Annotated in this window: 2 protein-coding genes; both read right to left on the bottom strand. The window is 62.2% G+C overall.

Features of this window, described 5'->3' with window-relative positions:
• The coding region (locus AC1DSN_RS22110; RefSeq protein WP_477332932.1) for an SDR family NAD(P)-dependent oxidoreductase at positions 1-1,277 on the bottom strand (1,277 nt) is incomplete at its 3' end.
• A gap of 185 nt (positions 1,278-1,462) precedes the next feature.
• A partial coding sequence (locus tag AC1DSN_RS22105; RefSeq protein WP_477332930.1) for a DUF4259 domain-containing protein occupies positions 1,463-1,802 on the bottom strand: 340 nt, incomplete at its 5' end.

The raw sequence follows: 1,802 nt of genomic DNA, 5'->3' as shown, positions 1-1,802 counted from the left end.
ATGTTGGTATGGGGATGGCGCGTGGTCTTGAAGTTGCGGTAGAACTGACCTTCCATCGCCGACACATTGACGATGTGCTTGTCGCGATCGGACGTGCGCAGCATCAGCGGCTTCAGTCGCGCGTTGATGATGAACGGCGCAATGGCATTGACCAGCTGCACTTCCAGCAATTCCACCGACGACACTTCGGCCATCAGTAACCGCCACGAATTGCGTTCGCGCAGATCGATCTGCTGAAGGTCCTGATCGAGTCGGCCCTCGGGGAACAGATGGCTCTGCGCCAGGAGCTCTTCGGGAAGCAGCGGCATCTGGGACAGCTCGGCGGCACGGGTCAGGCCAGGCAGATTCGCCGAAGCACCCGAATCAGGAAGGATGTTCGAGCCGCGCAGACCCTCGTAGTGACCGACCAGCTTGCGCACGTGTTCGGGCATGTCGTGCAGTGCAGCCGTCTCGCCATCCATCATGTGCGCGTAGAAGTCCGGCGGGCGACGCACGGTCTGGCAGGCGTTATTGATGATGAAGTCCAGCCGCGGCCGCGTGGCGACCAGCTCCTGGCAGAACGCTTCCACGCTGGGCGTGTGGCGAAGATCCAGTCCATAGACCTGCAGGCGATGGCCCCACTCGCCGAAGTCCGGTTCCTCGGCATAGCGTGCCGCCGAGTCGCGCGGGAAGCGTGTGGTGACGATCAGTTCCGCACCGGCGCGCAGTAGCTTCAGGCCAGCCTGATAACCGATCTTTACGCGACCACCTGTCAGCAGCGCGACGCGACCGCGCAGATCGACCAGCTCGGTGCGCTTGGCGTAGTTGAACGCGGCACAGTCGGGGCACAGCTGGTCGTAGAAGAAATGGATCGCCGAGTATTTCTTCTTGCACACATAACAGTGTTTGGGTTCGACCGACTCGCGCGGTTGCGCGGTGTCTGCATCGGGCGCGATGTCGTTGGCCTCGAAACCCTCCGGAGCGAACACATTCGGCGTGGTGAATACCGGCTTGCGACGCAGTACGCGGATGCCGGTCTGGTTGAGCACGGTATCCTCGGCCTGGATCTTCGACGCATGACGCGCCTTCTGCGCAGCCTTCAGCCGGATCCGACGCTCGCCCGGGTCGGGGTGATAGACCTGCGCCACCGCCTGATACAGGCGCTGGCGGTCCTCCGCCGGGAGGTCGTCCAGCAAGAGCCGATCGGCCGCAACCGATTCAAGGAGCTGCGCTGCGGCGCGCAGGCGCTCCAGCAGCGCGGTATCGGCGTCGGCAGCCGGTGGCGYAATAGTGGTCAAGTGCATGATCCGTAACGAGTAAAGCGGCACGGCGGCATATCCAGGAAGAGGATATCGCAGGTGGCGCACCGCGTATTTTGCCTGTAATGGCGCTGTTACGGGAAATGTCGCCGTGAAGACCCTCCCCGCGCGGGCCGGTGAACCAGTATCCGGGATGCTGCCTCGCTTAATAAATCAGCGGCTCGTCATGCGCTGACAGCACTCAGAAGTCGCGACATGGAGGACTGCCATTGCTGGGCACCCTCGGCACCCTCGCCGTCCTGCCATAGTTCAAGAAGCTCGGAATCCTTTGCGAGGATCCGTGCAATGACGCGCCGGGCCTTTTCAAGCAGCGCTTCCGTCGGCTTTTGATGGATGGTCTTAACCCAAGTGTCCACCTTCTCAGTGTAAGCGTCCGATTGCGTGCCGCGTCCGAGCAGCTTTGCCAGAACCTCGATCGCACCCACTGCTTCTTCGGCCGTCGGGGCTTCAAGGTACCCGGACTCCTGCTCGAGGACATTGTCGAGGGCCGCCTCGATGTAAGAC

This window comes from Luteibacter sp. P4_D7_3, assembly GCF_056401735.1.
The sequence above is the reverse complement of the archived record's forward strand: the minus strand, read 5'-3'. Positions and strand labels throughout refer to the sequence as shown.